Origin of the sequence: Janthinobacterium sp. ROICE36, assembly GCF_002869965.1 — a bacterium.
GTDB lineage: Bacteria > Pseudomonadota > Gammaproteobacteria > Burkholderiales > Burkholderiaceae_D > Janthinobacterium.
The window spans coordinates 50,168-74,730 of sequence record NZ_PEBS01000018.1; the positions used below are offsets into that span (position 1 = coordinate 50,168).

The window sequence follows — 24,563 nt, forward strand, 5'->3', positions numbered from 1 at the left end:
GAGTATAATTTTTTCAATGAACAGACTCGACGCCTTTAAAAGCATCGCCGCACAAGCCGCTCGTGGCGAGCTGACCTTTCCTGCCAATGTGAACGCTTCGCTCAAGCTGCAAGAGGCGCTGGCCGATCCCGACTGCCATATCGAGGCCGCTGCCAAGCTGGTGCAAGCCGACCCGCTGCTGGCCGCGCGCACGGTGGCCATCGCCAATTCGGTGGCGTTCAACCGGTCCGGCAATGAAATCACCAGCGTGCGCAATGCCGTGCAACGGCTCGGCGTGCGTACCCTGCAGTCGGTGGTAGCGTCGCTGATCGTGCGCCAGCTGGGCAGCACCATTACCGATCCCATGCTGCAGGCGAAGGCCAAGCAGTTGTGGGAACATACGGCCCACGTGGCGGCCCTGTCGCAGGTACTGGCTCGCCGCGTCACCAGGGTGGACCCCGATACGGCCCTGTTTGCCGGCATCATGCATGAAGTGGGTGGCTTTTATCTGCTGTCACGCGCAGCCGAATTCCCCGGCATCCTCGACGGTGAACCGCAGGACTGGGTGGAACATGGCGAACAAGCCATCGGCCATGGCGTATTGACCAAACTGAAGGTGCCGGAAGCGGTGATGGGCGCCATCGCTGCGTTGTGGGAAGGCTTGCGCGCCATCCCGCCAGAATCGCTGGGCGACACGCTGCTGCTGGCGAATGACCTGGCGCCGGTGGCCTCGCCCCTCAACGAAAGCCCGGCCGCCATCGCCGTGCGGGCCGCCCGCGCTGCCGGCAGCATCGACTGCGTGATCGGCGATGCGACCCTGTCGAGCATCATGGAAGAATCGGACGATGAAGTGCAGTCGCTGCTGAAGGTGCTCGTGCATTAATCCTGTTTTTCCGGCACCGGCGGCATGATCGGCACGCCTGGCGCCGGCTTCGGCACGTCGACGATCAGCACATGCTTGTCCATGGCCTGCGTTCCCTGCTTCTGCTGGGCAACTTGTTTGGCGACCGCCTGGGTACTCAAGAGTGGCTTCGGATGGCGTGGCATGAACATGGCGTACCTGCTTGCAGTGGGAGACGCCGCATATGTGCAGCGATGACCCAATTATCAAGCTCCAGACAAAAAAAACCCGCTCGAAAGCGGGTAAAGTCCAAAGCTAGGGATGTCCTGAAAGAGACAGCCCTATCTTATGTGGTGCGCCGCGCCGGCTCCGTGCGCTGGCACACTTAGCGGGCAGATTATCCCGGCAACAGCTGCACATCCGTTTCCTGCCAGGCGCGCAGCTGCCGCACGCGGGCAAACCAGGCCTCGATATGCTGGTACTGCGCCAGCGGCAGCCGCACGGCCTCGCTGTACATCAGCGGCGCGGCCACGGCGAAATCGGCCAGGGTCAGGGCATCGCCGCAAAGCCAGTCGCGCTGCGCCAGATGCGCGTCCAGCACCACGGCGCACTCATGCAGATCGCGCTCGCCGCGTGCCTCTTCCAGCGGGTCCGCCGGGCCGCCGCCCGTCATGCCTTTCCACGCACGCTCCCAGGCCAGCACGCTGATGGCCGGCGCGAAATGCTGCGCGGCCCAGAACAGCCAGCGGTTGACGTCGGCCCTGGCCTGCGGCGGTTGCGGATAAATCGTCTGGCCCGGCACCTGCTCGGCCAGGTATTGCATGATGGCGCACGATTCCCACAGCAGGAAAGCGCCATCGGCCAGTACGGGCAGCTTGCCGTTCGGATTGACCTCGGCCAGGCGGCGGCGGTCATCCGCATTCATCAGGTCGACTTCGGCCAGTTCCAGAGGCAAGCCGAGGTGGATCGCCGTCATCAGGGCACGGCGGGCATTCGAGGACATGGGGTGGTGATACAGGCGCATGGTAGATGGCTCCGGTGTGTTAAGAAGCCACCATGGTAGTTGCCGTCACTGACAGTTTTTGTCAGGAGAAAATCTCAGGATTCCGGATCAATATCGTGCGCCTTGCGCCAGGTGTCGAGCAAGGCGTGGCGGCGCGTGGGATAGCGCTCATCATGCCGCTGCACGCTGGCGATGCGGTCGATGCGGAAATGTCGGTAATCGCCGCGCAGTTCGCACCAGGCGGCCAGCAGGCGCTTGCCTTCAAAAAAGGCCAGCGCAAACGGCCACACCATGCGCGAGGTGGCGCTGCCGTGCTCATCCTGGTAGCCCAGGGTGAGTTTCTGTTCGTAGCGGATCGCCTCGCGCACCGGCTGCACATGGAGGTCGGCCGGCTGCGCGCCATCGGCGGGGCGCCCCAGCGGCACCCACAGGCTGGTCTCGGCCATGCTGTCGCGCAGGTCGCGCGGCGAGGCGGCTGCGATCTTCGCCAGGGCATTGCTGGCCGCCTGCGCCAGGCCCGCATCGCCCTGGCGGCGCACCCAGCGCGCGCCCAGGACCAGTGCTTCCAGTTCGTCGGCGCCGAACATCAGCGGCGGCAAAAAAGCGCCACGGCGCAGCACATAGCCGATGCCCGCCTCGCCCTGCAAGGGGGCGCCCAGCTCGGCCAGGGTCTGGATATCGCGGTAAATCGTGCGCTCGGAGACACCCAGCTGCTGCGCCAGCTGGGCCGCCGTCACGGGCACGCGCCTGGCGCGCATGGCGTCCATCAGCAGGAACAAACGGCCGCTGCGGCTCATGGACAGTCCTGCAAGGCCTGATCACCCATGACCAGGGCTGACAGGGCCGGCACGTACAGATAGCCGTCCGGCGCCAGGCGCGCCGCGCGCGGCCCCTCTTGCACGCCGGCGATGCCGTAGCAACGTTGCAGGCGGGCGGCAGCCGGCCACCAGTAGATGGTTGCCTCCTGGTCGGGAAAGCGCTGGCGCACGCTATCGGCCTGCGCGGCCACCTGCCGGAAATCACGGTAAAAGGCGGGGGCGATGCCCAGCTCCACAGCAAAGGCCGCTTCCAGCGCCGCGACCTGCGCCAGTTGCACGGCCAGCGCCGCCGTTTCACGGTCCAGCTCATCGGCCGGAACGCCCGCCTCGATCAGGCTGCGGCGCATGTGCTCCGGGCCGGCCTGCGCGCGCAGGACGGCCGTGTCCTGCAGCGCCAGCACGGCGGTGCCGGGAATGCTCTTGCGCCGCGCGGCCGGGAAAACGTACAGGGCGCAGCTGCCGGCACACACGGTGTCGATGGCGATATCCCATTGCCGCTGGCGCAGGTAGCGGCCCAGTTGCATGGCCGCCTGCGGGTCGCCGCCGTCGCTATTGATGCGCAACACGGTTGTCCCTGGCGTGGCCAGCTGCCGCAGCTTGTCCACGTCGCCCACGGCGATGGCACCGCGCAGGACGATGGTATCGCTGGCCATAAGGCGCAATTGCGCGCCGCTGGTCAGCGTGCTGATACCCGCCATGATGCCCATCACTATCAAACGCTTCATCTTCATCCGTTACAAAAAAAACGACCACCGCGCGGGTGATCGTTCTTGAATTCGTCATGCATCAAACTGCGCTTACACCACGGCGCCGTCGGTTTCGTCTTTTTCCTTGACCGGCTTGATCAAGTCTTCGCGCTTGACGCCCAGCCACATGGCGATCGATGCCGCGACGAACACGGACGAGTAAATACCGAAGCAGATACCGATGGTCAGCGCCAGTGCGAAGTAGTGCAGGGTCTGGCCGCCGAAGACCAGCATCGACAGCACCATCATCTGGGTCGAGCCGTGGGTGATGATGGTACGCGAAATGGTGCTGGTAATCGCGCTATCGATCACTTCATGCACGCTGGACTTGCGCTGCTTGCGGAAGTTTTCGCGGATACGGTCAAAAATCACTACCGATTCGTTGACCGAGTAGCCAAGCACCGCCAGGATCGCCGCCAGTACCGTCAGCGAGAATTCCCACTGGAAGAAGGCGAAGAAGCCCAGGATGATCACCACGTCATGCAAGTTGGCGATAATGGCCGAGACGGCGTATTTCCATTCGAAGCGGATGGCCAGGTAGATCATCACGCCGATAATCACCACCACCAGTGCGTTCAAGCCGTTCTGCGCCAGTTCCTCGCCCACTTGCGGGCCGACGAATTCGACTTTCTGCAACACGACTGCCTCGCTGCCAGCGGCGTCCATGCACGCGCTCTTGAGCACATGCTCGCCCTTTTCAGTGACGGTATCGATGGCCTTGGTCGTGCCTTGTTCGGCCTTGCACAGAGATTCAAACACGCGCAGCGAAGTGTTCGCGGCGCTCACGCCTTTTTCCACCGGCAGGCGGATCATCACGTCGCGCGCCGTGTCGAAGCTGGTCACGCCCGGCTCTTCATAGCCCATGGCGATCAGGGTGCCGCGTATGCCTTCAAGATTGGCCGCCTTGGGGTATTTCACCTCCATCACGGTACCGCCCTTGAATTCAACGGACAGGTGCAAGCCCTTGTGCACCAGGAAGAAGACGGCGGCAAGGAAGGTCACCGCCGAAATGACGTTGAAAATCAACGCATGGTGCATGAAGGGAATATCTTTTTTGATGCGGAAAAATTCCATGAAATCCTCTGAGTTCTTTTCTGTGCGTCCGCCGGCTGTGCCGCCGGACGCTATCGCTGTTGACGCTATTGGGTGAGTCGGGGCTGTGGCTTATTTGCTGGTGCCCGGTACCCACACCGTGCCGATCGACAAGGTCGTCAGCTTTTTCTTGCGGCCATACCAGAGGTTGACCACGCCGCGCGAGACGAAGACGGAGGAGAACATCGAGGTCAGGATACCCAGGCAATGCACGACAGCGAAGCCGCGCACCGGGCCGCTGCCGAAGGCCAGCAGCGCCAGACCGACGATCAGGGTGGTCACGTTCGAATCGAGAATCGTGGCCCAGGCGCGGTCGAAGCCGGCAGAGATTGCCGCTTGCGGCGTATTGCCGGCGCGCAGCTCTTCGCGGATACGTTCATTGATCAGCACGTTGGCGTCAATCGCCATGCCCAAGGCCAGCGCGATAGCGGCGATACCGGGCAGTGTGAGGGTCACCTGTATCATCGACAGCAAGCCGATCAGCAACAGCAGGTTGGTGGCCAGGGCCAGCACGCTGAAGGCGCCGAACAGCATGTAATAGGCGATCATGAAGATGGCGATGGCGATGAAGCCATACAAGGTCGAGTGGAAACCCTTGGCGATGTTTTCCGCGCCCAGCTGCGGTCCGATCGTGCGTTCTTCGATGACGGTCATCGGTGCGGACAGGGCGCCCGAGCGCAGCAGCAGCGCCAGTTCATTCGCGTTTTCCGCGCCGCCCATGCCGGTGATCTGGAAGCGCGAACCGAGTTCCTGCTGGATGGTCGCGACCGACAATACCTCCGGCTTGCCTTTTTCAAACAGCACGATGGCCATGCGCTTGCCTACGCGTTCGCGCGTCGCTTCGCGCATCTTGCGTCCGCCGTCGCCGTTCAGGTCGATCGACACGGCCGCTTGCTGGTTCTGGTCGAAGCTGGCCGTGGCGCTGGAAATATAGTCGCCCGTCAAGATCACGTCTTTCGACAGCACGACAGGGACGCCCTTGCCAACCGTAAACAGTTCCGAGTTGAACGCGATGGCGCTCGACAGTTCCGTGCCAGGCACGATGCTTTCATCGACCAGGCGCACTTCCAGGGTGGCCGTGCGGCCGATGATGGCTTTCGCGCGGGCCACGTCCTGCACGCCAGGCAATTGCACCACGATGCGGTCAGGACCTTGTTGCTGGATCAGCGGCTCGGCCACACCCAACTCGTTGACGCGCTTGGACAGGGTGGAGATATTCTGTTTCACGCCTTCATCGATGGTCGCCTTCAGTGCCGCCGGTTTCAGGGTGATGTTCAGTTTCAAATCGCTGCCTTCGCCCGCATCGGCGAACGCCAGCTCCGTCATCTGGTCGGACAAGACATTTTTTGCCTTCAGGCGCGTTTCCGCGTCACGGAAGTTGATCTGCACGCTATCGCCCACGCGCTCGATGCCGGCGTGGCGGATATTCTTGTCGCGCAAGACACTACGCGCGGCGGACTGCACGCCCTGGACTTTCTTGTTCAGTACGGCTTTCGCATCGACCTGCATCAGGAAGTGCACGCCGCCGCGCAAGTCCAGGCCCAGGAACATCGGCAAGGCATGCAGTTTTTGCATCCACATCGGTGTATTGGCTTGCAGATTGACCGTCACGATGTAAGCAGGGTCGCTGGCATCCGTATTCAAGTCCTTTTCCAGCACCAGTTTCGCCTTGAACTGGGTGTCGGGATCGGCGAAACGCGCGCGCACGGAGGCCAGATTGCCGGCGCCATCCATGGTGATACCTTCCGACTTGACGTTTTCTTTCGTCAATATTTGCTCGACTTGCGTCATCAGCTCGCCCGTCACTTTGACGGTCGACTTGCCGCTGGTTACTTGCAGCGCCGGTGATTCACCGAAATAATTGGGCGCCGTATAGAGTGCGCCCAGCAATAAGGCGACGACGATGATGATGTATTTCCAGGCAGGATAGCGATTCATAGTGATTCAGCGTTCAGTGTTGAGCGTCGGAGGCGTCGCGAGGAGCGGCGGGTAGCCGCTCCGGGTCTACCATTGCCGAGGCAATGGCAGCGAGGAATTACAGCGCCTTCAGGGTGCCTTTAGGCAGCAAGGTGGTAATGGAGCTCTTTTGCACCGTGACTTCGGTGCCGGTCGCCACTTCGATGGTGACGTAAGCGTCCACTACCTTGACAACACGGCCCAGCATGCCGCCAGCGGTGACGACTTCGTCACCCTTGGCCAGCGCGTCCATCATCGCCCGTTGTTCTTTGGCGCGTTTTTGCTGTGGACGGATCATCAGGAAATACATGACCACGAACATCAATACCAGCGGCAGGAAGCTGGTCAGGTTGCCGCCGAAGCCCAGGGCATCGGTTGGGGCTTGCGCATAAGCGTTGGAAATGAAAAACACGGTGACTCCAGTTCTAATCAGTTTGAAAAAATAGCGCTGTATTCTAGCATTGGCTATACGTCATAACCCGAATTGCAGGCATGGCAACTTTAAATGGGGCTAAAAAAGCATTATGCAATGCTTTATCGCCCCAGTCCAAGCACCAATACACAAAACTTCCGGTCAGGCTACCGCAAGGGCGCAAGCTAAGCTTTTCTTAAGTTCCGCGTGCGCGTTCCGCGTGGAATTGCAGGGTAAACGCATGGAAACGGTCTTCGTCCAGCGCTACCCGCATCTGGCGCATCAGTTCCAGGTAGTAATGCAGGTTATGGATGGTATTCAAGCGCGCGCCGAGGATTTCCTTGGAGCGGTGCAAATGGTGCAGGTAGGCGCGCGAGAAGTTGCGGCAGGCGTAGCAGCTGCAGGTCTCGTCGAGCGGCGCCTGGTCTTCCTTGTACTTGGCGTTCTTGATCTTGATGTCGCCGAAACGGGTAAACAGCCAGCCATTGCGGGCGTTACGCGTCGGCATGACGCAATCGAACATGTCGATGCCGTTCGACACACCGGCCACCAAGTCTTCCGGCGTGCCCACGCCCATCAGGTAATGCGGCTTGTTGGCAGGCAGGCGCAGGCCTACGTGGGCCAGCATGCGCATCATGTCTTCCTTCGGCTCGCCGACGGACAGACCACCGATGGCGATGCCGGGGAAATCGATCTCTTCCAGCTTGGCCAGGGACTCGTCGCGCAGCATTTCGAACATGCCACCCTGCACGATGCCGAACAGCGCGTTCGGGTTTTCACCGCGGTGGAACTCGTCCTTCGAGCGCTGCGCCCAGCGCAAGGACATGCGCATCGACTTGGCCGCTTCCTCGATGGTGGCCGGGCGGCCGGCGATCTCGTACGGCGTGCACTCGTCGAACTGCATGACGATGTCGGAATTCAAGACGCGCTGTACTTGCATCGACACTTCCGGCGAGAGGAACAGTTTATCGCCGTTGATGGGCGAATTGAAATGCACGCCCTCTTCCGTGATCTTGCGCATGGCGCCCAGCGAAAACACCTGGAAGCCGCCCGAATCGGTCAAAATCGGCTTGTTCCAGCCCATGAAGCCATGCAAGCCGCCGAATTTTTCCATGACGGTGTTACCAGGACGCAACCACAAGTGAAACGTGTTACCCAGGATGATCTGCGCGTCGATCTCATTCAGTTCCAGCGGCGACATGGCTTTCACGGTGCCGTAAGTGCCCACTGGCATGAAGATCGGCGTCTGCACGACGCCATGGTTGAGTTTCAAGGTGCCGCGGCGTGCCTTGGTCAGGCCGCTCGTGTCGGTCTTGAGTAAAGTAAATTCCAGCATGTCAGTCTTTCACGGGAGTATCAAGGTTCAGCGCAGCGCGCGATTGCGTGGTCAGCAGCATCGCATCGCCATAGCTGAAGAAACGGTAGTTCTGCGCGATCGCATGCGCATAGGCGCTGCGGATCGGCGCATAGCCGGCAAAGGCCGACACCAGCATCAGCAGGGTCGACTTCGGCAAATGGAAGTTGGTGATCAGCCGCGTCACCGTCTTGAAGGCATAGCCGGGCGTGATGAACAGGGCCGTATCGGCGCTGCCCGCCACCAGTTGGCCGCTTTGCGAAGCCGATTCCAGCGCGCGCAAGCTGGTCGTGCCGACGGCGACCACATCGCGCCCGGCACGCTGCGCGGCGCGCACGGCGTCGACGGTGTCCTGCGGCATGGTGTACCACTCGGTATGCATCTTGTGCTCGGCCAGCACTTCCGTGCGCACGGGCTGGAAGGTGCCGGCGCCCACGTGCAGGGTCACATAGGCAAAGTTGACGCCCTTCGCTTTCAGCTGGTCGAGCAGGGCCTGGTCGAAATGCAGGCCGGCCGTCGGCGCGGCGACAGCGCCCGGCACCTTGTTGAACACGGTCTGGTAGCGCGTCTCGTCAAATTCATCCGCATCGTGCTCGATGTAGGGCGGCAGCGGCAATCGGCCATGCGCCTCGATCAATTCGAACACGTCGGCCTCGAAGTGCAGGGTAAAGAATTCGCCGGCGCGCTGGCCCACCGTCACATCGAAGGCGTCGGCAAGGCGGATGCGGCAACCGGGCGGCGGCGACTTCGAGGCGCGCACCTGGGCCAGCACGGTACGCTCGTCGAGCACGCGCTCGACCAGCGCCTCGATCTTGCCGCCGCTTTCCTTGACGCCAAAGAAGCGCGCTTTCAGCACGCGCGTATCGTTCATCACCAGCAGGTCGCCCGCCTGCAACAGCGCGACGATGTCGGCGAACTGGCGGTCGACCAGGGTGTCGCCGTCCAGATGCAACAGGCGCGAGGCACTGCGCTCGGCCAACGGAGTTTGCGCAATGTTTTCTTGCGGCAAATTAAAATCGAAATCGGAAAGCGAATACATGCGTTTTGCTTCAAAAGTACGTCAAAAATGATTAGGAGTGCGCAATGGAACATCTGGCACTATACTGTGCGCCTATACAGGCATTACAATAATCCGCCGCACTATTACGACTGCGGTATGCACAGGGTGTGCCGGACAACCCTCTATTTTACGCTAGCGGCACAAAAATCTCCCATATGCCCGATCCAAAGCCAGATCTACCTCCCGCAGCCAAGCCGGCCGCGAAGCCGAAAGCCGCAAAAAAGGTGGTCAGCACGGAAAGCCGGCTGGCCAAACTGGGCTTGCGCAGCGATATGGACCTGGTGCTGCACCTGCCGATGCGCTACGAGGATGAAACCAAGGTCTACACCATCCGCGACGCCTGCCTGCGCGGCGGCGAGTCGTGGCAAGTCGAGGGTGTTGTCAGCAAGTGCGAAGTCAATTTCAAGCCGCGCAAGCAATTGCTGGTGACGATCGCCGACGAAACGGGCAATTTGCTGCTGCGCTTCATGAATTTCTACGGCAGCCAGGTCAAGCAACTGGCCGAAGGCACGCGGGTACGCGCGCGCGCCGAACTCAAACACGGCTTTTTCGGCGCCGAGATGGTGCACCCGACCTACAAGGTGGTCAACGAGGGCGCGCCGCTGCCCACGGCGCTGACGCCCGTGTACCCGTCCGGCGAAGGCTTGTCGCAGCACGTCCTGCGGCGCGAGATCGCCGACGCCATGCGCCGCATCGACTGGCACGATACCTTGCCTGAGGATTTATTGCGCCAGATGCAGCTGTCGCCATTCCGCGCTGCCGTGCACCTGCTGCACTACCCGCCGCAGGACATCGATGAAAGCGCGCTGATGGACCGCTCGCACCCGGCCTGGGTGCGCATGAAATTCGATGAGCTGCTGGCGCAGCAGCTGTCGCTGAAACGCACCCAGCGCGCGCGCCGCTCGAAAGGCGCCGCACAGCTAGCAGTCGTCGGCACCCTCTCGCATGCCTTTGGCGCCGCCCTGCCCTTCAAGCTGACGGGCGCGCAGGCCCGCGTACTCGAGGAAATCCGCGCCGATTTACGCCAGCCCTATCCGATGCAGCGCCTGCTGCAGGGCGATGTCGGCAGCGGCAAGACGGTGGTGGCGGCATTGTCCGCCACGCAGGCCATCGACAGCGGCTACCAGGCCGCGCTGATGGCGCCCACGGAGATCCTGGCCGAGCAGCATTTCCGCAAGATCGCCGCCTGGATGGAACCGCTGGGAGTAAAAGTCGCCTGGCTGACGGGCAGCCTGAAGAAAAAGGAAAAGACGGCGGCGCTGGCCCTGATCGAATCGGGCGAAGCGCAGCTGGTGATCGGCACGCATGCGCTGATTCAGGATAACGTGCAGTTTGCCAAACTGGGACTGGTGATCGTCGACGAGCAGCACCGCTTCGGCGTGGGCCAGCGCCTGACCTTGCGCAACAAGGGCGACAGCGCGGCCGTGCCGCACCAGTTGATGATGTCAGCCACGCCGATCCCGCGCACCCTGGCCATGACGTATTACGCCGACCTGGAAGTGTCGGTGATCGACGAGCTGCCGCCCGGACGCAGCCCCATCGTCACGCGCTCCATCGACCAGAACCGGCGCGACGAAGTCATCGCCCGCGTGTATGCGGCTGCGCTGGAAGGACGACAGGTGTACTGGGTCTGCCCGCTCATCGAGGAATCGGAAGCGCTGCAACTGCAAACAGCCACCGACACCTACATGATGCTGGCCGAAGCCTTGCCCGCACTGCAGGTGGGCCTCGTGCATGGCCGCTTGAAACCGGCGGAAAAGCAGGAAGTGATGGATGCCTTCATCGCCGGCCATATCCACGTGCTGGTGGCCACCACCGTCATCGAGGTGGGCGTCGACGTGCCGAACGCCTCGCTGATGGTGATCGAGCATGCCGAGCGTTTTGGTTTGTCGCAGCTGCACCAGCTGCGCGGCCGCGTGGGCCGCGGCACGGCGGCCAGCGCCTGCCTGCTGCTGTACCAAGGTCCGCTGGGCGGCGTGGCGCGTCAGCGCTTGATGACCATGCGCGAAACGACGGATGGTTTTGAAATTGCCCGCCGCGACCTGGAAATCCGCGGCCCCGGCGAATTTCTCGGTGCGCGCCAGTCCGGCCAGGCCATGCTACGCTTCGCCGACCTGGAAACGGATCAATGGCTGGTCGATCAGGCGCGCGACGTGGCACACGCTTTGCTGCACGCCACCACGACGGCAGCGGCAGCCACCGTGGAAGCGCACCTGGCGCGCTGGCTCGGCGGCAAAGAAGAGTTTTTGAAGGTCTAAGCGCTTTTCAAGGGCGCGAAAATCTCCTGCAAGTCATCTTGCGTAATCGCCAGCGTTTGCCCCGGACCTTGGGCCAATACGGCATCGGCCAGTTCGGCCTTGCGGCGCTGCATTTCCTGGATTTTTTCTTCCAGCGTGCCTTTGGCGATCAATTTGTAGACAAATACCGGCTTGTCCTGGCCGATGCGCCAGGCACGGTCGGTGGCCTGATTTTCCACTGCCGGATTCCACCAGGGATCGTAGTGGATCACGGTATCGGCCGCGGTCAGGTTCAAGCCGACACCGCCGGCCTTCAGGCTGATCAAAAACAAGGGCACGTTGCCTTGCTGGAAAGTATCGACCTGCGCGCTGCGGTCCCGGGTCTCGCCCGTCAGCAAAGCATACGCGATGCCGCGCTCGCGCAACTGCTCTTCGATCAGCGCCAGCATGCTGGTAAATTGCGAGAACACCAGCACTTTGCGCCCTTCGACCAGCAACGCATCCAGCATCTCCATCAATTCCATCAACTTGGCCGAAGGCGCCATGCCTTTCTTGCCGGCGCCGGCCACCAGGCGCGGGTCGCAACAGACCTGGCGCAGCTTGAGCAAGGCTTCCAGGATCACGATCTGGCTGCGCGCCAGGCCCTTGGCGGCGATCGCCGTGCGCACTTTTTCTGCCATCGCAAGGCGCACCGTTTCGTACAGATCGCGCTGCGCGCCGGCCAGCTCGACTTCGCGCACCATTTCTGTCTTGGCCGGCAATTCCTTGGCCACCTTGTCCTTGGTACGGCGCAGCAAAAACGGTTTGATGCGGCGTACCAGGAAAGCGTTGCGCGCGCCATCGCCGAGCTTTTCTATCGGTTTGCGAAACTCGGCGTTGAAGGTTTTTTGATCACCCAGCAAGCCTGGCATCAGGAAGTGAAATTGCGCCCACAACTCACCCAGGTGATTTTGCAGCGGCGTGCCGGTCAGGCACAAGCGGTGCGTGGCCGCTAGCAACGCTGCCGTCTGTGCGGCCTTCGAATTGCTGTTCTTGATGTATTGCGATTCGTCCAGGATCAGCAAATGAAAATGCTGACGACGCAAGACTTCCTCGTCGCGCGGCAGCAGCGCATACGTGGTCAGCACCAGGTCGTATAGCCCCATCTGTTCAAAATGCTGCGCGCGTTGCGGTCCGTGCAGCAGCAGCACCCTCAGAGCGGGCGCGAAGCGCGCCGCTTCGGCCTGCCAATTGCCCATCAGGCTAGTCGGCGCGACCACCAGGGCCGGCGACGTCAGCCGGCCCGCCTCCTTTTCCAGCAAGATGTGGGACAGTGTCTGGATGGTTTTCCCCAGTCCCATATCATCGGCCAGGATGCCGGCGAAATGGTACTCGCGCAAGAACTGCATCCATGCCAGCCCTTCGCTCTGGTAGGGACGCAAACTCGCCTGCAGGCCGGCCGGCGCGGCAACCGGCGCAACGCCGTCGAAACCGCGCAGTCTGGCGCCCAGCTGGCGTAGCCGTTCGCCGCCCGTCCAGCGCAGCTGAGCGCTCGCTTCCAGTTCGGCCAGGCGCGCCGCATCGAGCACCGGCAAGCGCATGCCGGCGCCGATGCGCTCCTTGAAATACAGCTCGCCCAAGGTATGCAGAATCGGTTTGACGCGGCTCCACGGCAGGGCCACCCGCATGCCGCCGGGCAGGCGGGCGATCAAGTGTTCGGCATCACCGTGCAAGGCCAGCGCGGCCGGATTGAAGTGATCGGGCGCTTCACGTATCAGTTGCAGCAGCACCGGCAGCAGCGACTGCCGCTGCCCGTCGATGACGATGCCCAGTTCCAGCTCGAACCAGGCGTTGCCGCCCTCGCCGTCTTCCGCCACCTCGGCATACCACTCGTCGATCGATGCCAGATCGTAGCGGTAGCCTGGGCCATATTCGATCAGCCAGCCCTGCTGGCGCAAGGCAGGCACACCGTGCGCGGAAAAATCGAGCCAGGCGGCCTGCCCCGGCAGTTGCAGTATGCCTGCCACGGAATGCAGCGCCTCTATACCGGCATCAGGGGCGATAAAACCGCGCGCTTGCAGGCTGCTCATGGCGGCCATTTCTGCTTGCATATCGCGCTTGATCGTCTCATTGCCGCTGGCGGCATGCCGCTGCAGCTTTTGCGCGGCATCGGTCGAAGCGCGCAGGCCGTCATAATCGAACGCCAGCAGGGCGAAGTCGTGCGGCGGCGCGGCGGCGGTATCGCTGTCGATGCTGGCCAACAAAAGGAAAGGACGCGGCGCGATATCGTGCCGCACAATCTTGCGCGGCGCCGGTGGCGGTGCAACGATGCGGTCCAATCCTTGCGCCAGCATTTCACGCGCCAGGACGGCGCGCTGTTTGCCGGCGACGCGCGGCGCGCTGGCTACCAGCAGATTCAAATCGTTCGGCGCCAGGCCCGCCAGGCCCTCAGGCAAATTCAGCGGCCCGATTTCTCCAGCCTGGACAAACCACGCCGGCTCCGTCGCCAACACATATTCCAGCGGCGCGCCGTCGTCCGACTCCCAGCGCAGCATGACGCTCTCGTCCTCAAGCGCGACCCAAGCCAAGCGCGCCTGGCGCGCGCCGGCCGCCCGCATCGGGGTCAGCAGACCAGCCTTCAATTCATCGCGTGTGGCGGCGCGGAACAGCCGCTGCCCTTGCAGCAAATCCTGCAACAGCTCAGCGCCGATGGCACCGTGCACAGCGGCAACAGCAGTGGAAAACTCGGAGCCTCGGCGCTGCAGTAAAAACAGATGCGCCGAATAGCGATCGGCCGCCGTCATATAGGCCGGCGGCTGATGACGAATATCGTAGAGATTGGCCAGCACCGACACAGAGGAAATGGCGCCGCCGACGCGCAGCCGCGCACGACACAAGAACAGATCCAGGCTGCCAGAAGGATTTGGCATCAGCACATACACCATGCGATACATGGCCTTGGCCGTAGCGCCGGCAGGTTTGACCACGGGCTTGGGCGCAACGACCTGCGTCAGGCCGCGCAGCCAGGAAAGCAGCGGCGGCGTCAGTGCATCCTCTGGCACGGCCACGGGCTGCGGCGGCGTCAGTTCCAGATAGCTTAGCAAGAGCGCGGCCACATGCTTGCAGTTGAAATCCATGGGACAACTGCAAACGCCATCGAATCTCACACCGCGTGGGCCTGGCTTGACCCGCACCGTTTGCCGATAGCTTTGCCTGCCGCTTCCGCTGACCTTGCCTTTGATCTCATCGCCATCGGCCGTGACGGCCAGCACCTTGCCGCGCCGCGCATAATCGCGGCCACGACTCAAGGTGCCCGCATCAAAAAAGGTGGCAATATCATTAGTATTAAAAACAATAGTCAAAACGGTCATCTCAAATTAGACCTACATGCACATCCAGAAGCGGTTCGCCAGGTCGAGCATGAAGTCGGGGCGCAAATACGCCATGAAAACAAAGGCCAACAACACGGCGCCAAGCAGGCGCCATAGCCAAGTGCGCCAGTTGCCCATCAGGCTGCTACCGCCGCACGCCTGACGGCGCGCTCGTCGATGGGCAGGTTGATCAGCGCGGCCAGCAAGCCCAGGCCGATGGTGATCATCCACACGACGTGGTAACTGCCCTGCTGCTCATACAGGTAGCCGCCCAGCCACGCGCCCAGGAAGCTGCCCACCTGGTGCGAGAAGAACACCATCCCGGCCAGCATCGACAGATGCTTCACGCCGAAGATGCCGGCGATGATGCCGTTCGTCAGCGGCACCGTCGACAGCCATAGCAAGCCCATGCCGGCGGCGAACAGGTACACCGACCACGCCGACAATGGCGCCAGCAGGAATAGCGCAATGATCACCGCGCGCGTCACATAGATGGCCGACAGCAGGTAGCGCTTGGCGATCTTGCCACCGAGTTTGCCCGCATAGTAGGAACCGACGATGTTGAACAGGCCGATCAGCGCCAGCGCCGTGACGGCGATATTCGGATTCATCAATCCCTGGTCCTTCAGGTAGGCCGGCAAGTGCACGCCGATGAAGACCAGCTGGAAACCGCAGACAAAATAGCCGGCCAGCAGCAGCCAGAACGAACGGTGGCCGATAGCTTCGCCGAAGGCCGCACCGATGCTTTGCTGCGTACCGCTGGCGTGCGTGACGGGCGGCTCGCGCAGGTAGAAGGCCATCGGGATCATCGCCAGCAGCACCAGCGCCGCCAAGACATAAAAGGCGTTTTGCCAGCCCACCGCAGAAATCAGTTGCTGCTCGACCGGCATCATCAGGAACTGGCCGAACGAGCCGGCCGCCGACGAGATGCCGAAGGCCCACGAGCGCTGCTCGGGCGGTGCGCTGCGGCCGATGATGCCGCTGATGGCGCCGAAGGCCGTGCAGGCCAGCGCCAGGCCGATGAAGATACCCGAGCCAACGATGAACAGGGTCGATTGCGTCACCAGCGCCATCCACACCAGGCCCGCCATGTAGCTGATGGCGCCGACAATGACGACGTGCATGGTGCCGAAACGGTCGGCGGCCATGCCGGCGAACGGTCCGAAGACACCCCACATCAGGTTTTGCATGGCTAGCGCCAGCGAATACGTTTCACGCGTCCAGCCATTCGCTTGCGAGATCGGCTGCATCCAGAAACCCAGGCCGTGGCGCACGCCCATCGCCAGGGTAAGGACGACGCCACTGGCGATGAGGACAGTTTTCAGGCTGGGGCGGGAAGACTGCAATGTCATGGGGTTCCTGATTTCGCCTGGTCGGCTCTGTAAACCAGGCCGATCTGGCCGCGCATGGTGTCAAGATTGCGCATCAACGCCACGCTATCGGCATGCGGCATGACGGGGCTTTCCAGCAGGCCGGCGCGGATGCAGCGCATCGCTTCGATCGCCTCGTGCGCGTAGCCATTGCCCAGGTAAGGCGCGGCGACAACGCGGCGTTCGCCATCCATCGTTTCGACGATCAGATGATCGGGTTTATAAAAACGGTTGGGCAGGCGGATGCGTCCCAAGCTGCCGGAAATGCTCATTTCCGTGGGCGTTTGCGCGCGCAGGCTGCAGGCGCAGGATGAGGTGCCGCCGCCCGCGTGCAGCAGCGAAAACACGACCTGCTCATCGACGCCGGTGGCGCCCATTTCAGCCAGCGCCTGCACTTGCGATACAGGACCGAGGAAGAAGGCCGCCATCGACAGCGGATAGATGCCCACGTCGAGCAGTGCGCCGCCACCGAGTTCGGGATTGAACATGCGGTGCTCGGGCGGGAAATTGGCGACAAAGCCGATATCGGCTTGCACTTGCTGCAGCATGCCGATCTCGCCGCTGGCGATGATATGCTGCGCTTCCTGCACGGCGGGCAGGAAACGGCTCCACATGGCTTCCATTAAAAACAACCCTTTTTCGCGTGCCATATCGACCACGGCCTGCGCTTCGCGCGCGTTCATGGTGAACGGTTTTTCGCACACGACGTGCTTGCCGGCGGCCAGGCACAGCAAGGCATTTTCCGCATGCAGCGTATGCGGCGTGGCGATATAGATCACGTCCACTTCGGGATCCATGGCCAGCGCCTGGTAGGAACCATGGCAACGCTCGATGCTGAATTCGGCGCCGAAGGCCTGTGCGCTGGCGGCGCTGCGCGAAGCGACCGCCACCAGTTGCGCACCGGGCGCGTCGCGCAAGCCATCGGCCATCGCGCGGGCGATCTTGCCGGTGCCGAGGATGCCCCAGCGAACCTTGTTTTCCATGCTCTACTCTCTTTCTGCGCAAGCTGCCTTGCGCTTCGGGCGGAACACCGCCGCGTCATTGTAAAAATCGTCGTCCTGGCCCTCGCACCAGCCGGGCAAGCCCAGCACAGGCAGCGGCGTGAAGTCCGCCGTGGTGAGACCTTGCTGCGCCAGGTCTAGCGCCACCCGCTCGTCGAGCCAGGCGCGGCGTGCCGCACCATCGAGCGCAAAGTAAGCATCGCCGGCGAAAATCACGCGCGTGTGCGCCGTGATGGCCTTGCGTGGCGCCACCAGTTTTTCCATCAGCGCGTGGCCGAACAGCCAGACTTCGGCGTCGCCGCCGACGCCAAACTTGTCGCGTTGCGCGATAAAAGCGCTGCGCCAGTCATGTCCACGCAAGGCCACTTCCAGCGCACGTCCGGCATCGCTGTCGCGCAGCACCAGCAAGGCGGAATTTTCGTCAAAGATCGTCGCGCCATCGCGCGCGGGACCACGCGATTTGCCGACCCCGGACAGAGCGATCTGCGCCGCCTGCAGCGCATTCAGCTGCCGCTTGATGCGAGGGAAGGTGAGCCACACGAGCGCATTGAAAAAGTCATGCATATTGTCGCGCGTGGGCACGCCGCCCGTCGCGCCGATGAACTCCTCGTAGGGCACGCCTTCGGGCAAGTCCGCTTGCGGCACGAAGCACAGCGGCAAGCCGGAGGGATTGCGCAAATCCAGCGCCCGCGCCTGCCGGTTCAGCGCCTGGACCACTGTGTCACGCTGCAGGTCCAGCTGCCGTCGCGCCGGCAGCACCGTGGCATACCAGGGGCGGCTCCAGTCTATCGATGGCAGCATGAACGCTTAGACCATTTTCCAGTTGATCTGCTCGCCCGCGTTGAGCGGAATGACATGGCTGTCGCCCAACGGCAGCGAGGCTGGCAAAGTCCAGCTTTCGCGCTTCAAGGTGATGCTGTCCGTGTTGCGTGGCAGGCCGTAAAAGGCCGGGCCGTGGAAGCTGGCAAACGCTTCCAGTTTATCGAGCGCGCCGGCCCGTTCGAACGCTTCGGCATACATTTCCATCGCGTGCAGGGCCGTGTAGCAGCCGGCGCAGCCGCAGGCCATTTCCTTGGCGCCTTGCGCGTGCGGCGCCGAGTCGGTCCCGAGGAAGAAGCGCTCGTCGCCGCTGGCGGCGGCCGTCATCAGCGCCAAACGGTGCTCTTCGCGCTTGAGGATGGGCAGGCAGTAGTAATGCGGGCGGATGCCACCCTTGAAAATCTCGTTGCGGTTGTACAGCAAATGATGCGCCGTGATGGTGGCGGCGATCGGGCCTTCCGCTTCAGCCACGTACTGCGCCGCGTCCTTGGTGGTGATATGTTCGAACACCACGGACAGGGCCGGGAAGGCGCTGCGCAGCGGGCGCATCACGCGCTCGATGAAGACGGCTTCGCGGTCGAAAATGTCGATCTCCGGGTCCGTCACTTCGCCGTGCACGAGGAAGGGCATGCCCACTTCCTGCATCACTTCGAGCACCTGGTAGCAATTCTTCAAATCCGTCACGCCCAGGTCGGAATTGGTGGTGGCGCCGGCCGGATACAATTTGACGGCCTGCACGATGCCGCTGTCCTGCGCGCGGCGGATTTCGTCGGGCGAGGTGTTGTTCGTCAGGTACAGCACCATCAGCGGATCGAAGTTCACGCCTTCGGGCACGGCGGCCAGGATGCGCTCGCGGTAGGCGGCGGCGTCCGCCGTGGTGGTGACGGGCGGCTTCAGGTTCGGCATGACGATGGCGCGGCCGAACTGGCGCGCGCTGTGCGGCAGCACGCTGGCCATGACGGCGCCGTCGCGCAGGTGCAAATGCCAGTCGTCAGGACGGGTGATGGTGATGGAAGTCGGGGCGTGATCGAGTGTGGACATGGCGGCAGCTCTCAGGCAGTCATTGAGGATGCTGCCATTTTACCAGCCGCAAGGCTGCCTTAGCGGCCAGGCTTCCTGATGCAAATGTGGGGCAAGCGTGCTGTCAACGCAAAAACGGCCGGTGGAGACCGGCCATTTTTATCGGGAAAACCAGGGATCAATGAATGATTTTCGCCAAGAAATCGCGCGCGCGGTCCGAGCGTGTCGTATTGAAGAAGTCATCCTTGCTGCAATCCTCGATGATCTTGCCCTGGTCCATGAAGACGATGCGGTTGGCCACGCGCTTGGCAAAGCCCATCTCGTGCGTGACGACCATCATCGTCATGCCTTCCTGCGCCAGGCCCACCATCACGTCGAGCACCTCGTTGATCATTTCCGGATCGAGCGCCGAAGTGGGCTCGTCGAACAGCATGGCGATCGGGTCCATCGACAGCGCCCGGGCGATCGCCACGCGCTGCTGCTGGCCGCCCGACAGCTGGCCGGGGAATTTATCCTGCTGCGACAGCAGGCCCACGCGGTCCAGGTATTTCAAGCCCTTGGCATTGGCTTCGTCGGCGCTACGACCGAGCACCTTGATCTGGCCGATGGTCAGGTTTTCGCGGATAGACAGGTGCGGAAACAGCTCGAAATTCTGGAACACCATGCCGATGCGCGCACGCAGTTTCGACAAGTTCGTCTTCGGGTCGTTGACGGTAATGCCGTCGACGATGATCTGTCCCTGCTGTATCGGTTCGAGGCCGTTGACGGTCTTGATCAGGGTTGACTTGCCGGAGCCGGACGGGCCGCAAATGACCATCACGTCGCCCTTGGCGACCTTGGTGGTGCAGTCGGTCAGTACCTGGAACTGCCCATACCATTTGCTGACGTTGTTGAGTTCGATCATCTTGTTCTTTCTTTTTCAGTTAGCGAATGATGGCGACGCGTTTCTGCAGGCGTTTTACCAGGAACGACAAGGCATAGCACAGCACGAAATACACGACGGCGACAAACACATACATTTCCACCAGGCGGCCGTCGCGCTGCGCGATTTTCGAGGCGGCGCCGACGAAATCGGGGATCGACAGCACGTACACGAGCGACACATCCTGGAACAGCACGATGGTCTGCGTCAGCAGCACGGGAATCATGTTGCGAAAGGCCTGCGGCAGCACGATGCTGCCCATGGTCTGCCGGTAATTCATGCCCAGCGCCTGGCCGGCCCACACCTGGCCGCGAGGAATCGACTGTATGCCGCTACGCATGATCTCGCAATAGTATGCCGCCTCGAACATGATGAAGGTGATCAGCGCGGAAGAAAATGCGCCCACTTTCACGGGTTCGTTCGCGCCGATGACCCAGGCAGCGATGTACGGCACCAGGAAGTAGAACCAGAAGATCACCAGCACCAGCGGGATCGAGCGTATCAGGTTGACGTAGCTCGATGCCGCGCCCGAGATAAGGCGGTTGCTGGACAGGCGCATCAGCGCCAGCAGTGTGCCCAGCACGATGCCGCCCACCATGGCCAGCGCCGTCAGTTTCAGGGTGAAGACCATGCCGGTCTGGAACAGGTAAACCCACGAGCGGGAGATGACATCGAAATCGAAGTTACCTAACATGTCAGTGTCCTCCCGTCTTGGCGCCGGCGACGATGAAGCCCGGGATGGCGACCTTTTTCTCGATCAGGTGCATCAGCACTACCACCAGCAGATTGACGACGACGTAAATGATGGTGGCGGCCGAAAATGCCTCGAACACCTGGAAGGAAAACTCCTGGATGGCGCGCGCGCTGGCCGTCAGTTCGATCAGGCCGATGGTCAATGCCACGGAGCTGTTCTTGATGATGTTCAAAAATTCGCTGGTGAGCGGCGGCATGATGACGCGCGCGGCCATCGGCAGCAAGATGAAACGGTAGGTTTGCGGCAGGGTCAGCCCCAGCGCGGTGCCGGCCAGTTGCTGCCCGCGCGGCAGCGCCTCGATGCCCGTCGTCACCTGCACGGCCACGCGCGAAGAGGTAAAGAATCCCAGGCATAAAACGGCCGTGACGAATGGCGCGTTCGGCAGCGACTTGACCCAGGCGCCCAGGTCCGGCGGCAGCAACTCCGGCATGACAAAATACCAGAGGAACATCTGCACCAGCAGCGGCACATTGCGGAACAGTTCGACGTAGGCATTGGCCACGCCCACCAACCATTTGTTCGGCAGGGTGCGGACGGTGCCTATCACCAGGCCCAGGATCAGGGCCATGATCCAGGCCGCACCGGCCGTGGCCAGGGTCCACACCAGGCCGGACCACAGGGTATCCATATACGTACCCACGCCATCGGGGGACATCTCCCAGAAGATGCGCCAATTCCAGTTGTAATTCATGATCATCCTTCCCATGCAGCTCAAGGAAAGCGGCCAGCCGCCTGCCCCGCAAATAAAACCGGGAGGCTTGCGCCCCCCGATTTGTTACGCACTCTTGTTACTTTTTCCGTTTATCCGATGTCTTCTGCGCTTCGGGCACGGCCGCATACGCAGCCGGGTCACCCGAGTCGGTCGGATTCATGAACACGGCCTTCAATTGCGGCGGCATGGGGAATTTCAGGTTGATGTTTTTCGGCGGGATCGCCGACGTGAACCACTTGGCATAAATGCGGTTGATGTCTTCACTCTTGTACAGGCGGATCAGCGCGTCGTCGACCACTTTCTTGAAGGCCGGATCGTTCTTGCGCAGCATGATGCCATACGGCTCGACCGACAGCGCTTCCTTGGTGATTTCGAAGTCGTTCGGGTTTTTCGAGTTGGCCACTTGCGATGCCAGCAGGATGTCGTCGTTGGCTTCAGCCACGGCGCGCCCCGTTTCCAGCATCAGGAACGATTCAGGATGATCCTTGGCGATGGCGATATTCATGCCGAGGTTTTTTTCCTTGTTCAGGATGGTCATCTGCTTGACGGTCGACGTGCCGGCCGTGGCGACCAGGGTCTTGCCGCGCAAGTCTTCCAGGGTCTTGATGTTCGAGGATTTCTTCGCCAGGATGCGGTTGCCGATGACAAACATGGTGGGCGCGAATGCCACCTGCTGCTGACGCTCCAGGTTGTTCGTGGTCGAGCCGCATTCGAGGTCGATGGTGCCGTTGGCCATCAGCGGAATGCGGTTGGCCGAGGTGACGGGGCTCATCACCACTTTCAATTCGCTCATGCCCAGGTGCTTTTGCAGGGCCGTGACGACTTTCATGCACAGGTCGATCGAATAGCCTTGGTATTGCTGCTTGTCATCGAGATAGGAGAAGGGCACGGAGCCGTCGCGCACACCGAGGGTGACGGAACCGGCTTTCTTGATCTTGGCCAAGGTGCCGGTCAATTCCTGAGCCTGGACTGGCGACATGCTGCTGATGACACCGACGCTGAGCAGCGTGGCGATGATTTTGGTCAATTTCATAAATTCTCCTGGACGGACAAACCGGATACAAAGCCGGACGAAACAACTGTGGTGCAAATGCCACCAATGGAATTAATTTTATTTCATTTTCAGCGCCGGACCAGCCGTTTTCTGCGATTGTCCGCAAATAGGCGCTACACGCGCGCCTGAATCCGCGCGCCTGTAGCATTTTTCCTACTGATTTCCCGTTCCCGATTTATTTTGCCGGCGCCAAGTCCGCCAGTGCGTCGTCATCTTCCGCCTCATCGTCCCTATTCGCCTGCTGGCGTTGCCACATTTGCGCGTACAAGCCATCGGCGGCCAGCAATTGCGGATGCGTGCCCCGCTCGACAATGCGGCCATGGTCGAGCACCAGGATTTGCTGGGCATCGGCCACCGTTGAAAGTCGGTGCGCGATCACCAGCGTGGTGCGGTTTTTGGCGATCTCCTTCAATTGCGCCTGAATCGCCTGCTCGGCCTTGGAATCGAGCGCCGACGTGGCTTCGTCGAAGATCAGGATGGCCGGGTCTTTCAGCAAGGTACGGGCAATGGCCACGCGCTGCTTTTCGCCGCCCGACAGCTTCAAGCCCCGCTCGCCCACCATGGAATTGTAGCCATCTGGCAAGCTTTCAATAAAATCATGGATCGACGCCGCTTTTGCCGCCGCCACAATGGCGTCCTTGCTGGCGCCCGGTTTACCGTAAGCGATGTTGTATTCGATGCTGTCGTTGAACAGCACCGTGTCCTGCGGCACGATGCCGATGGCCGCGCGCAGGGAGTCCTGCGTCATGCTGCGCAAGTCCTGGCCATCGATGGTGATGCCGCCGCCATCGACTTCATAGAAGCGGAACAGCAAACGCGACAGGGTCGACTTGCCCGAGCCGCTGTGGCCCACCACGGCCGTCGTGGTGCCGGCCGGTATCTGGAAATCCACGTCGAACAGGATTTGCCGCTTGGCTTCATAGCTGAAATCCACATGCGAGAAACGCACGGCCGCACCCCGCGTGACGAGCGGTTTGGCGTCCGGTGTATCGGCGATTTCGCGGTTTTCGTTCAGCAAGGAAAACAGGCGCTCCATGTCGGCCAGGCTTTGCTTGATTTCGCGATAAATGACGCCGAGGAAATTGAGAGGGATGTACAACTGAATCATGAAGGCGTTCACCAGCACCAGGTCGCCCAGGGTCATGCTGCCGTTGATCACGCCCACCGTGGCGCGCCACAGGATCAAGGTGACGGCCGTGGCGATGATCAGCGACTGGCCCGTATTGAGCAGGGACAAGGAAGTTTGCGATTTGACGGCGGCCGATTCATAGCGCTGCAATCCCTCGTCGTAGCGCTTCGCCTCGTAATCCTCGTTGCCGAAATATTTCACGGTTTCATAGTTGATCAGCGAATCGATGGCCTTGGTATTCGCCTTCGAATCGAGGTCGTTCATGGTGCGGCGGAAATGCGTACGCCAGTTCGTCACCAGCACGGTAAACGCGATGTACGACACCAGCGCCACCGCCGTGATCACGGTAAACCAGATGTCGTAATGCAGGACCAGATAGCCGAGCACCAGGGTGATTTCCACCAGGGTCGGCAGGATGTTGAACAAGGTATAGGAAATGAGCGAGCCGACGCTGCGCGTGCCCCGTTCGATATCGCGCGTCATGCCGCCCGTCTGGCGGTTCAGGTGAAAGCGCAGGGACAAGGCATGCAGGTGACGGAACACTTGCAGGGCGATGGTGCGCACGGCCCGCTGCGTGACCCTGGCGAACAGGAATTCGCGCAGCTCCGTAAACAAGGTAGTCGACAGGCGCAGCAAGCCGTAGGCCACCAGCAAGCTGACCGGCAGCACCAGCAATGCTTGCGGGTGCGCCGCCGTGATCGTCATGGCGTCGACGAGTTTTTTCAGGATCAGGGGCACGCCCACGTTGGCCAGCTTGGCACCCACCAGGCATAGCAGCGCCAGCAGGACCCGCCATTTGTAGACCCACAAATACGGCAGCAAGGTCTTGATGGTGGCGAAATCGCTGTGGCTGGCGGCGGCTGGCGAGCGGGGCGGAGGGGGAGTCTGGGAACGGCGCATGGCGAAGGTCGGCTTTTTATGGTTCAATCGGGGC

Annotated in this window: 22 protein-coding genes; 3 read left to right on the forward strand and 19 right to left on the reverse strand. The window is 61.8% G+C overall.

From position 1 onward, the window contains the following. Window positions 1-16: 16 nt before the first annotated feature. Window positions 17-862 (forward strand): HDOD domain-containing protein, encoded by an 846-nt coding sequence (locus CSZ94_RS09965; protein WP_102121348.1) that lies wholly within the window; start codon window positions 17-19, stop codon window positions 860-862. Here CSZ94_RS09965 and CSZ94_RS27980 read toward each other — a convergent pair. The 9 genes from CSZ94_RS27980 to queA all read right to left on the reverse strand — a co-directional run bounded on the left by CSZ94_RS27980 (window position 859) and on the right by queA (window position 9,240). Next, window positions 859-1,032: a hypothetical protein gene (locus tag CSZ94_RS27980; protein ID WP_180977425.1), complete on the reverse strand. Its 174-nt coding sequence runs from the start codon at window positions 1,030-1,032 to the stop codon at window positions 859-861. The genes CSZ94_RS09965 and CSZ94_RS27980 overlap by 4 nt on opposite strands. Window positions 1,033-1,217: 185 nt before the next feature. After that, window positions 1,218-1,844, reverse strand: coding sequence for a glutathione S-transferase family protein (locus tag CSZ94_RS09970; RefSeq protein ID WP_102121349.1), 627 nt, complete (start codon window positions 1,842-1,844; stop codon window positions 1,218-1,220). A gap of 74 nt (window positions 1,845-1,918) precedes the next feature. After that, on the reverse strand, window positions 1,919-2,620 hold the full coding sequence (locus CSZ94_RS09975) for a helix-turn-helix transcriptional regulator (RefSeq protein ID WP_180977426.1): 702 nt from the start codon (window positions 2,618-2,620) through the stop codon (window positions 1,919-1,921). Then, a complete protein-coding gene (locus tag CSZ94_RS09980) occupies window positions 2,617-3,366 on the reverse strand; it encodes a hypothetical protein (RefSeq protein WP_102121350.1) in 750 nt (249 codons plus the stop codon). The genes CSZ94_RS09975 and CSZ94_RS09980 overlap by 4 nt, the downstream gene beginning before the upstream one ends. Window positions 3,367-3,438: 72 nt before the next feature. Next, on the reverse strand, window positions 3,439-4,461 hold the full coding sequence (gene secF, locus CSZ94_RS09985) for a protein translocase subunit SecF (protein ID WP_102121351.1): 1,023 nt from the start codon (window positions 4,459-4,461) through the stop codon (window positions 3,439-3,441). A 90-nt stretch (window positions 4,462-4,551) separates the two neighbouring features. Next, window positions 4,552-6,417, reverse strand: coding sequence for a protein translocase subunit SecD (gene secD, locus CSZ94_RS09990; protein WP_102121352.1), 1,866 nt, complete (start codon window positions 6,415-6,417; stop codon window positions 4,552-4,554). Window positions 6,418-6,514: 97 nt separating this feature from the next. Next, complete coding sequence (gene yajC, locus CSZ94_RS09995; protein WP_096238151.1) at window positions 6,515-6,847, reverse strand: preprotein translocase subunit YajC; 333 nt, start codon at window positions 6,845-6,847, stop codon at window positions 6,515-6,517. 196 nt (window positions 6,848-7,043) lie between these two features. After that, window positions 7,044-8,183 (reverse strand): tRNA guanosine(34) transglycosylase Tgt, encoded by a 1,140-nt coding sequence (tgt, locus tag CSZ94_RS10000; RefSeq protein WP_102121353.1) that lies wholly within the window; start codon window positions 8,181-8,183, stop codon window positions 7,044-7,046. Between the two features lies 1 nt (window position 8,184). Beyond that, window positions 8,185-9,240, reverse strand: coding sequence for a tRNA preQ1(34) S-adenosylmethionine ribosyltransferase-isomerase QueA (queA, locus tag CSZ94_RS10005; protein WP_102121354.1), 1,056 nt, complete (start codon window positions 9,238-9,240; stop codon window positions 8,185-8,187). A gap of 176 nt (window positions 9,241-9,416) precedes the next feature. On the opposite strand from queA, the gene recG reads away from it, so the two are divergent. Continuing rightward, a complete protein-coding gene (gene recG, locus CSZ94_RS10010) occupies window positions 9,417-11,519 on the forward strand; it encodes an ATP-dependent DNA helicase RecG (protein ID WP_102121355.1) in 2,103 nt (700 codons plus the stop codon). Here recG and CSZ94_RS10015 read toward each other — a convergent pair. Then, on the reverse strand, window positions 11,516-14,614 hold the full coding sequence (locus CSZ94_RS10015) for a DEAD/DEAH box helicase (protein WP_258000895.1): 3,099 nt from the start codon (window positions 14,612-14,614) through the stop codon (window positions 11,516-11,518). The two genes, recG and CSZ94_RS10015, sit on opposite strands and share 4 nt — an antisense overlap. Here CSZ94_RS10015 and CSZ94_RS29270 point away from each other — a divergent pair. After that, window positions 14,594-14,965 carry a hypothetical protein gene (locus tag CSZ94_RS29270; protein ID WP_374703571.1) on the forward strand — a complete coding sequence of 124 codons (372 nt, stop codon included), beginning with the start codon at window positions 14,594-14,596 and terminating at the stop codon, window positions 14,963-14,965. The genes CSZ94_RS10015 and CSZ94_RS29270 overlap by 21 nt on opposite strands. A 20-nt stretch (window positions 14,966-14,985) precedes the next feature. On the opposite strand, the gene CSZ94_RS10020 is transcribed toward CSZ94_RS29270, so the two are convergent. From CSZ94_RS10020 to CSZ94_RS10060, 9 genes are all read right to left on the reverse strand, one after another. Continuing rightward, window positions 14,986-16,200, reverse strand: coding sequence for an MFS transporter (locus tag CSZ94_RS10020; protein ID WP_102121357.1), 1,215 nt, complete (start codon window positions 16,198-16,200; stop codon window positions 14,986-14,988). After that, window positions 16,197-17,201, reverse strand: a complete 1,005-nt coding sequence (locus CSZ94_RS10025) for a Gfo/Idh/MocA family protein (protein ID WP_102121358.1) — start codon at window positions 17,199-17,201, stop codon at window positions 16,197-16,199. Before CSZ94_RS10025 ends, CSZ94_RS10020 begins: the two co-directional genes overlap by 4 nt. Before the next feature lie 3 nt (window positions 17,202-17,204). Continuing rightward, a complete protein-coding gene (locus tag CSZ94_RS10030; RefSeq protein WP_102121359.1) occupies window positions 17,205-18,020 on the reverse strand; it encodes a DUF3025 domain-containing protein in 816 nt (271 codons plus the stop codon). Window positions 18,021-18,026: 6 nt separating this feature from the next. Then, the gene (gene pyrC, locus CSZ94_RS10035; RefSeq protein WP_102121360.1) at window positions 18,027-19,079 is read right to left on the reverse strand and encodes a dihydroorotase; all 1,053 of its coding nucleotides are present in this window, start codon (window positions 19,077-19,079) and stop codon (window positions 18,027-18,029) included. Between the two features lie 157 nt (window positions 19,080-19,236). After that, on the reverse strand, window positions 19,237-19,962 hold the full coding sequence (locus tag CSZ94_RS10040) for an amino acid ABC transporter ATP-binding protein (RefSeq protein ID WP_102121361.1): 726 nt from the start codon (window positions 19,960-19,962) through the stop codon (window positions 19,237-19,239). Window positions 19,963-19,981: 19 nt separating this feature from the next. Then, on the reverse strand, window positions 19,982-20,674 hold the full coding sequence (locus tag CSZ94_RS10045) for an amino acid ABC transporter permease (protein ID WP_102121362.1): 693 nt from the start codon (window positions 20,672-20,674) through the stop codon (window positions 19,982-19,984). Window position 20,675: 1 nt separating this feature from the next. Further along, a complete protein-coding gene (locus CSZ94_RS10050; RefSeq protein ID WP_102121382.1) occupies window positions 20,676-21,425 on the reverse strand; it encodes an amino acid ABC transporter permease in 750 nt (249 codons plus the stop codon). A 97-nt stretch (window positions 21,426-21,522) separates the two neighbouring features. Next, window positions 21,523-22,479: an amino acid ABC transporter substrate-binding protein gene (locus tag CSZ94_RS10055; protein WP_102121363.1), complete on the reverse strand. Its 957-nt coding sequence runs from the start codon at window positions 22,477-22,479 to the stop codon at window positions 21,523-21,525. A 196-nt stretch (window positions 22,480-22,675) separates the two neighbouring features. After that, window positions 22,676-24,529 (reverse strand): ABCB family ABC transporter ATP-binding protein/permease, encoded by a 1,854-nt coding sequence (locus CSZ94_RS10060; protein ID WP_102121383.1) that lies wholly within the window; start codon window positions 24,527-24,529, stop codon window positions 22,676-22,678. Window positions 24,530-24,563 lie beyond the last annotated feature (34 nt).